Raw genomic sequence first — 7,231 nt, 5'->3', positions numbered from 1 at the left:
GTCGACCTGCAAGACCTCGCCGGAGTTGACGCGGATGGCGCGGCTGATGTCGTAGCCGTGCTGCGGCCCCCACTGCAAGGTCTGCAAGATGATCAGGTCGAGTGTGCCTTGCAGCACCTCGATGCGATTCTGGTGACGACGCTTCATAAACCCTCCTGGTGTAGGAAGCCTACACCCTTTTATGTAGGATGTCTACAGCCTGAGTAAAAATTTTCGCCCGAGCCTCGTCCTTAAAGAACCGGCTGATCGCCGCGCCGCCGCGGAGTTTTAACACAGTCTTCACAGGCATGTTACAAAGCCGTAACACGCCTTCCCTATACTTCTCACTTGATCAAGCAGCTAAAACCCACGCGGGAGGACCCCCAATTCATGACATACCGCTCACGCTCCGTGCGCGCGCTGGCCGCGCTGATGATTTGCTTTCTGTTGACGCTGGCGCTCGCCGGCTGCGGCACCCGGTCAGGCGGCGAAACGCGCCTTCAAGGCGCTGGCGCGACCTTTCCCAATCCGATTTATCAGAAGTGGTTCAGCGAATACAACAAGGCCAACCCCGGCGTTAAATTCGACTATCAATCGATTGGCTCGGGCGGCGGCATCCAGCAGATTACTGCCAAGACCGTTGATTTCGGCGGCTCCGATGCGCCGATGAAGGACGACGACCTCGCCAAAGCGTCGGGGGAAATTCTCCACATCCCGACGGTGCTCGGCGCGGTCATCCTCACCTATAACGTCCAGGGCATCACCGGCGACCTGAAGTTCGCGCCCGAGGCGATTGCCGGCATTTATCTCGGCAAGATCAAGAAGTGGAATGATCCGGCCATCACCGCGACCAATGAAGGCGTCCAGCTTCCCGACGCCGCCATCAACGTCGTGCACCGCTCGGAAGCCAGCGGCACCACCTACGTCTTCACCGACTACCTGTCAAAAGTCAGCCCCGATTGGAAGAGCGGGCCGGGCACAGGCACACAGCCCAACTGGCCTGTCGGCCTCGGCGCCAAGGGCAACGAAGCCGTCACCGGGCAGGTCAAGCAGACGCCGAACTCCATCGGCTATGTCGAGTTGATCTACGCCGAACAGAACAAGCTGCCGGTCGCTCTGGTCAAGAATGCGTCGGGCGCGTGGGTCAAGCCGTCGCTCGATTCGATCACCGCGGCGGCGGCAGGCGCGGCGGGCCAGATACCCGATGACCTGCGCGTGTCGATCACCAACGCGCCGGGCGCGACGGCCTATCCGATCTCTTCATTCACCTACCTGCTGGTCTACAAAGACCAGCCGGATCAGGCCAAGGGCAAGGCGCTGGTTGATTTCCTCTGGTGGGCGACGCACGACGGCGAGCAGATGGCTAAAGAGTTGTCCTACGCGCCGCTGCCGGCGGAAGTCGTCAAGAAGGCCGAAGAGAAGATCAAAGCCATCACCTTTCAGGGCAAGCCGCTGCGCAGCTAGCCGACCCGTGGTCGGAAGGCAAAGGACTGACCTCAGCCTCCTGGTTTCGCATGGACACCGTGACGACAGGACAAACGCCCCCGCTCACCGGGCCGCTTGCCAAGCGCCCGGTTAAGCGCGCGCGCGCTTCGGGACGTTGGGCCGATTCGTTGTTCAAGCTGACGACGCTCATGTTTGCGCTCGTCGTCGCCGGGCTGGTCGTCATCATCGTCGTCAACATGGCGATGAATGCGCAGCTATCGTTTGAAAAGTTCGGCTTCGACTTCATCACCCGCTCGATCTGGGACCCTGTGCATGAAGAGTTCGGGGCGCTGCCGTTCATCTATGGCACGGCGATGTCGTCGCTGATCGCCTTGATCATCGCCGTGCCCTTGAGTCTCGGCATCGCCATCTTTCTCAGCGAGCACGCGCCGCGAAGGCTGGCCACGCCCATTGCCTTTCTGGTGCAGTTGCTGGCGGCGATTCCATCCGTCGTCTACGGACTGTGGGGCATCTTTGTGCTGGCGCCGCTGCTGCGCGATCACGTCTACCCGGCGCTGCAAAAAGCGTTCGGCTCGCTGCCGCTGTTTCAAGGGCAGATCAACGGCCTGGGGCTGCTGACCGCCGGCATTATCCTGTCGATCATGGTTGTGCCGATCATTACCTCCGTGACCACCGATGTGCTGCGCGCCGTGCCGGCCGCGCAGCGCGAAGCGGCGCTGGCGTTGGGCGCGACGCGCTGGGAAGCGACGCGCATCATCTTGCAGAACGCCCGCTCAGGCATCACAGGGGCGATCATCCTCGGCCTGGGCCGCGCCGTCGGCGAGACCATGGCGGTGACGATGGTGATCGGCAACCGCCCGGAAATCTCCGCCTCGCTCTTCGACCCGTCGTTCACGATTGCGTCGGCGATTGCCAATGAATTCTCCGAGGTGACTTCGGAAATCCACCGCAACGCGCTGGTCGAGCTGGGCCTGATCCTCTTCGTCATTACCTTCGTCATTAACGCGGCGGCGCGGCTGCTGGTCTACGCCGTGACCCGCGGCCAGGGGAAGGTGGCGCATGCATAGCCTGGCGCGGCGCAAGCTCCTGAGCCGTGTGATGACGTGGCTGACGAGCGCGGCGGCGGCGCTGGCCATCGTCGCGCTGGTGCTCATCCTCGGCTACATCGGCGTGACCGGCGTCAGAGAGTTAAACCTCAGCTTTCTGGTCAACGACCCGAAGCCGTTCGGCGAACCCGGGAGCGGCATCGCCAACGCCATCGTCGGCACGTTGATTCTGATCGGCATCGCCTCGGCAATCGGCCTGCCGGTCGGCATCCTGGCCGGGCTCTACCTGGCCGAGTTCAGCACCAACCGCTTCGGCATCATCTTGCGCTTCCTGATCGACACGCTGACGGGGATGCCTTCGATTGTCGTCGGCGTCTTCGCCTGGACGGTGTTGGTCAAACCGATGGGCCACTTTTCGGCGCTCGCCGGCGGCGCCAGCCTGGCCGTCCTGATGATGCCGATTGTGGCGCGAACGACAGAAGAGATGATCCGCCTGGTGCCGCAGAGCATGCGCGAAGCGGCGCTGGCGCTCGGCGCGCCGGTCTGGCGCATGAGCCTCGGCGTCGTGCTGCGCGCGGCGATGGGCGGCGTGGCGACGGGCGCGATGCTGGCCATCGCGCGCATCGCCGGCGAGACCGCGCCGCTGCTCTTCACGGCGTTGAGCTATAACTACATGAGCACAGATGTCATGAGTCCCATCGCCTCTTTGACCTATCAGATTTATTACTACGCCGGCTCGCCTTACGAACAGTGGCACGCCATGGCATGGGCAGCGACGCTGGTACTGGTCGGCATGATTCTGGCCATCAACGTCAGCGTTAAAGTGCTGGCGAGAAATCGTTATCAATGACCCGTGTCCAGATCAAGAATATGAACGAACGACCTGACACGCAAGAGGCCGAAATGGAATCGCAACCCACCCGCGTGGTGCCGCAAATCGTCGTCCCCGCGCCGACCGTGCAGCCGCGCCTTAAGCCGGGCACAGACCATCAATCGTCCGCCTCGGCCATCGCCGGCCAGTCACTCGGAGCCGCCGCGGAAACCAAGATCGAGGTCGGCCACCTGAGCTTCTTTTATGGCCGCACGCGGGCATTGAAAAACATCTCGCTCGACATCCAAGCGGCGCAGGTGACGGCCTTCATCGGCCCTTCGGGGTGCGGCAAGTCAACGCTGATCCGCACGCTCAACCGCATGAATGACGTGATCCCCGGAGCGCGCGTCGAAGGCCGCGTGGCGCTGGACGGCGAAGACCTCTACGCGCCCGGAACCGACGTGGTCTTGCTGCGCCGCCGCGTCGGCATGGTCTTTCAAAAGCCGAACCCTTTTCCGCGCTCGATCTTTGATAATGTCGCCTACGGGCTTAGAATAAACCGCATGACCGGCTCGAAGTCCGAGCTTGCGGGTCGCGTCGAAGCCAGCTTGAAAGCGGCGGCGTTGTGGGACGAAGTGAAAGACCGCTTGAAGCAATCGGCGCTCGGGCTGTCGGGCGGCCAGCAGCAGCGCGTCTGCATCGCGCGGGCGCTGGCGGTCGAGCCGGACGTGCTGTTGATGGACGAGCCGACTTCGGCGCTCGACCCCATCGCCACGCAGAAGATCGAAGAGTTGATCAGCGAATTAAAGGAGCGCTACACCATCGTCATCGTCACGCACAATATGCAGCAGGCGGCCCGCGTATCGGACATGACGGCGCTCTTCTGGCTCGGCGAGATGATCGAGTTCAACACCACGGAAAAGATGTTCACCCGGCCCGACAAGCGCATGACCGAAGATTACATCACCGGGCGATTCGGATGAAACAGTTGCCATTCTCAGTTGCCAGTTGCCAGCGGGGAGCTTCGCACTACGCGATGACTCGGACCAGGCCGGAAACTGAGAACTGGCAACTGGCAACTGGCAACTGAGATATGCATAAACGATTGATCGAAGACAATCTGAATCTGCTGCGCGAGCGGCTGCTGATGATGGGCGGCGCGGCCGAGAAAGCCATTCTGCTGGCTTTGCGGGCGCTGGTCGAGCGCGACTCGGAGCTGGCCGAGCGCGTCATCCGCGAAGACGACGCCATTGACCGCATGGAGGTGGAGATCGATCAGCTCTGCGTTGACATTCTCGTGCTCAAGCAGCCGGCGGCGGGCGACCTGCGCTTCGTGGTTTCGGCAGCGCGCACCGCGCCGACCATCGAGCGCATCGCCGATCACGCGGTCAATCTCGCCAAGCACGCGCTCGCCCTGAACGATGAGCCGGAGCTTGAAGCACAGCTCGACATCTCGAAGATGGGCCGCATCGTGCAAGAGATGCTGGTCGCCGGGCTGGATGCCTTCACGTCGGGCGATCCCGAGCGCGCGCAAACGACGATTGCCCGCGACGACGAAGTCGACAGCCTCTACGATCAGCTTTACGCCGGAGTCATCGAAGCGATGATGCGCAACCCGGCGGCGGTGACGCGCGGCGCGCAATGGCTTTTTGTCTTAAAGCACCTTGAGCGCATCGCCGATTACGTGACCAACATCTGCGAACAAATCGTCTATATGGCGCGCGGCCAGGTGATCAAGCACACGATATGGTAGCCGTAATGGAAGAACCTCGACCCCGCAGCATCGTCATCGTCGAAGACGACGAAGACATCGCCGATTCGATCCGCTATAACCTTGAGCGCGAGAGCTTCCGTGTGCGGGTCGCGGCGACCGGCGAAGAGGCGCTCGACCTGATCCTCGAACGCCCACCCAGCCTGGTGCTGCTCGATCTGAACCTGCCGCACATGAGCGGCCTGGAAATCTGCCGCCGTTTGCGCGCTGAGGCGGCGACGGCGCGCCTGCCGATCCTGATTTTGACAGCGCGTACAGACGAGTCCGACAAAGTTCTCGGCCTCAATCTCGGCGCCGACGATTACATCACCAAGCCGTTCAGCATGCGCGAGCTGGTGGCCCGCGTCAACGCCGTGCTGCGCCGCGCCGATGGGCTGGAGCCGGCGCGCCCGGTCTTCGATGATGGCCGCCTGCGCATAGACCCGGCGACCTTCAGCGTCACCTGTCAGGGCCGCGATGTGCGATTGACGCGCAAAGAGTTTGCGTTGCTGGCGGAGCTGGCGCGCAACGCGGGCCGCGTCATGACGCGCGAAGCCCTGCTCGACCGCGTTTGGGGCATGACTTACTATGGCGACTCGCGCACCCTCGACGTTCACATTCGCCGCTTGCGCCAGAAGCTCGGCGACCCGCAGATCATCGAAACCGTCACCGGCGTCGGCTATCGCATGGTAGACAACCGCAAGCACGGCGAATGAATTTTAGATTTTCATGGCTTGGCGCTACGCGCCGGCGATTTTGGATTGAAGAACCCATACGGACGGGTGCTGCTTCAGTCCGCTAATCTAAAATCCAAAATCCAAAATATGAAAGACCTTGACCGACGAATATGGCTGGCGACGCTGGCGGCGTTCGGCTTATTCGTCGCCTACGAGACGATCAAGACGCTGATGTTCCCGCGCATGTCGGTCGTCGTGTCGCACGTCGTCACGGTGGTCGTGGTCGCGGCGCTGACCTATGTTGTCTCGCGCTATGCGCTGTCGCGCTACGGCGCGGCGCTGGCTGAAATCGAGCGGCAGACACGGATGAGCGAAGAGACCAATCATCTGCTGGCAGGCGTACTGGCGACCATGCGCGAAGGCGTGTTGATCGTTGACCGCGACCTGCGCATCGTGCTTTACAATGACGCGGCGACCCGCGTCGTGAAGCTGCCTTCCAGGGACGCGGAGACGCGGAGACGCGGAGACGCGGGGAAAGAAGAGGCAGACGATCACCGAACGACCGTCTCCGCGTCTCCGCGTCTCCGCGTCTCCGCGTCTCCCCTGCGCTTGATCGAAGCGACGCGCGACCCGCTGATTCATCAGGCATTTCGTCAGGCGCTCGATCAGCACGCGGCGGTCGAAACGCTCATCGAGATGGCCCAGGTCGGAGGCCGCAGCTATCAATTGAATGTCACGCCGTTGAACGATTCCCTGACCGTCGGCGTCTTCTTCGACATCACCGAGCTTCAGCGCCTGGAGCGCGTGCGCCGCGAGTTCTTCGCCAACCTCTCGCACGAGCTGCGCACGCCGCTAACCGCCATCCTCGCTTACTCAGAGACGCTGCTCGACGGCGCGATTGACGACCGCGACCATAACGTCCGCTTCCTCGAAAGGCTCCACAAGCATGCGGCGCGCATGAGCGAGCTGATCTCTGACATCTCTGACCTGTCGGCGATTGAATCGGGTAAGGTGACGCTTGAGCCGCGCCCGGTGCGTTTGCGCGGCGTGCTGGGCGATGTGCTGTCGTTGGCCGAAGCGCGGCGCGGCGCGGCAGGCATTGCGGTCAACATCGAGGTGCCTGATGACCTGTTGGTGATGGCCGACCGCGCCCGGCTCGAACAGATTCTCTATAACCTGATTGACAACGCCATCAAGTTCAACCGCCCCGAAGGCCGCGTGACCATCAACACCGAGCAGCAGAACGGGCGGGCGATGATTCACATCGAAGACACTGGCGTTGGCATCGCCGCACAGGACTTGCCGCGCATCTTCGAGCGGCTGTATCGCGCCGACAAATCGCGCTCGCGGCGCACCGAAGGCACCGGGCTTGGGCTAGCCATCGTCAAGCATCTGGTGCAGGCGCACGGCGGCGAGATCAGCGTCCGCAGCGAGCTGGGTCATGGCTCGCGCTTCACCTTCACACTGCCGCTCGCCTCTACACCCGCCGCCTCACCGAATGGAAAATCGCCCCGATAGCGAG

At 62.5% G+C, this 7,231-nt stretch carries 7 protein-coding genes; all 7 read left to right on the top strand.

Annotated elements, in window-relative coordinates; all coding sequences use genetic code 11:
* Positions 1-369 precede the first annotated feature (369 nt).
* The 7 genes from pstS to VJ464_28050 all read left to right on the top strand — a co-directional run bounded on the left by pstS (position 370) and on the right by VJ464_28050 (position 7,227).
* Positions 370-1,443: a phosphate ABC transporter substrate-binding protein PstS gene (pstS, locus tag VJ464_28080; protein HKQ09013.1), complete on the top strand. Its 1,074-nt coding sequence runs from the start codon at positions 370-372 to the stop codon at positions 1,441-1,443.
* A 59-nt stretch (positions 1,444-1,502) separates the two neighbouring features.
* On the top strand, positions 1,503-2,492 hold the full coding sequence (gene pstC / locus VJ464_28075) for a phosphate ABC transporter permease subunit PstC (GenBank protein ID HKQ09012.1): 990 nt from the start codon (positions 1,503-1,505) through the stop codon (positions 2,490-2,492).
* On the top strand, positions 2,485-3,321 hold the full coding sequence (gene pstA / locus VJ464_28070) for a phosphate ABC transporter permease PstA (protein ID HKQ09011.1): 837 nt from the start codon (positions 2,485-2,487) through the stop codon (positions 3,319-3,321). Before pstC ends, pstA begins: the two co-directional genes overlap by 8 nt.
* A 20-nt stretch (positions 3,322-3,341) precedes the next feature.
* Positions 3,342-4,265 (top strand): phosphate ABC transporter ATP-binding protein PstB, encoded by a 924-nt coding sequence (gene pstB, locus VJ464_28065; protein ID HKQ09010.1) that lies wholly within the window; start codon positions 3,342-3,344, stop codon positions 4,263-4,265.
* A 110-nt stretch (positions 4,266-4,375) separates the two neighbouring features.
* Positions 4,376-5,035, top strand: coding sequence for a phosphate signaling complex protein PhoU (gene phoU / locus VJ464_28060; GenBank protein HKQ09009.1), 660 nt, complete (start codon positions 4,376-4,378; stop codon positions 5,033-5,035).
* Positions 5,036-5,040: 5 nt separating this feature from the next.
* Positions 5,041-5,748, top strand: coding sequence for a response regulator transcription factor (locus tag VJ464_28055; GenBank protein ID HKQ09008.1), 708 nt, complete (start codon positions 5,041-5,043; stop codon positions 5,746-5,748).
* Between the two features lie 108 nt (positions 5,749-5,856).
* Complete coding sequence (locus VJ464_28050; GenBank protein ID HKQ09007.1) at positions 5,857-7,227, top strand: ATP-binding protein; 1,371 nt, start codon at positions 5,857-5,859, stop codon at positions 7,225-7,227.
* Positions 7,228-7,231: the final 4 nt, after the last annotated feature.

The organism is Blastocatellia bacterium (assembly GCA_035275065.1).
Classification (GTDB): Bacteria; Acidobacteriota; Blastocatellia; order UBA7656; family UBA7656; genus DATENM01.
This window is presented reverse-complemented; position numbering and strand designations above follow the sequence as displayed.

Coding starts and splice junctions, on each gene's coding strand:
- phoU (HKQ09009.1), top strand. CDS start 4,376: ATGCATAAACGATTGATCGAAGACAATCTGAATCTGCTGCGCGAGCGG.
- VJ464_28055 (HKQ09008.1), top strand. CDS start 5,041: ATGGAAGAACCTCGACCCCGCAGCATCGTCATCGTCGAAGACGACGAA.
- VJ464_28050 (HKQ09007.1), top strand. CDS start 5,857: ATGAAAGACCTTGACCGACGAATATGGCTGGCGACGCTGGCGGCGTTC.
- pstA (HKQ09011.1), top strand. CDS start 2,485: ATGCATAGCCTGGCGCGGCGCAAGCTCCTGAGCCGTGTGATGACGTGG.
- pstS (HKQ09013.1), top strand. CDS start 370: ATGACATACCGCTCACGCTCCGTGCGCGCGCTGGCCGCGCTGATGATT.
- pstB (HKQ09010.1), top strand. CDS start 3,342: ATGAACGAACGACCTGACACGCAAGAGGCCGAAATGGAATCGCAACCC.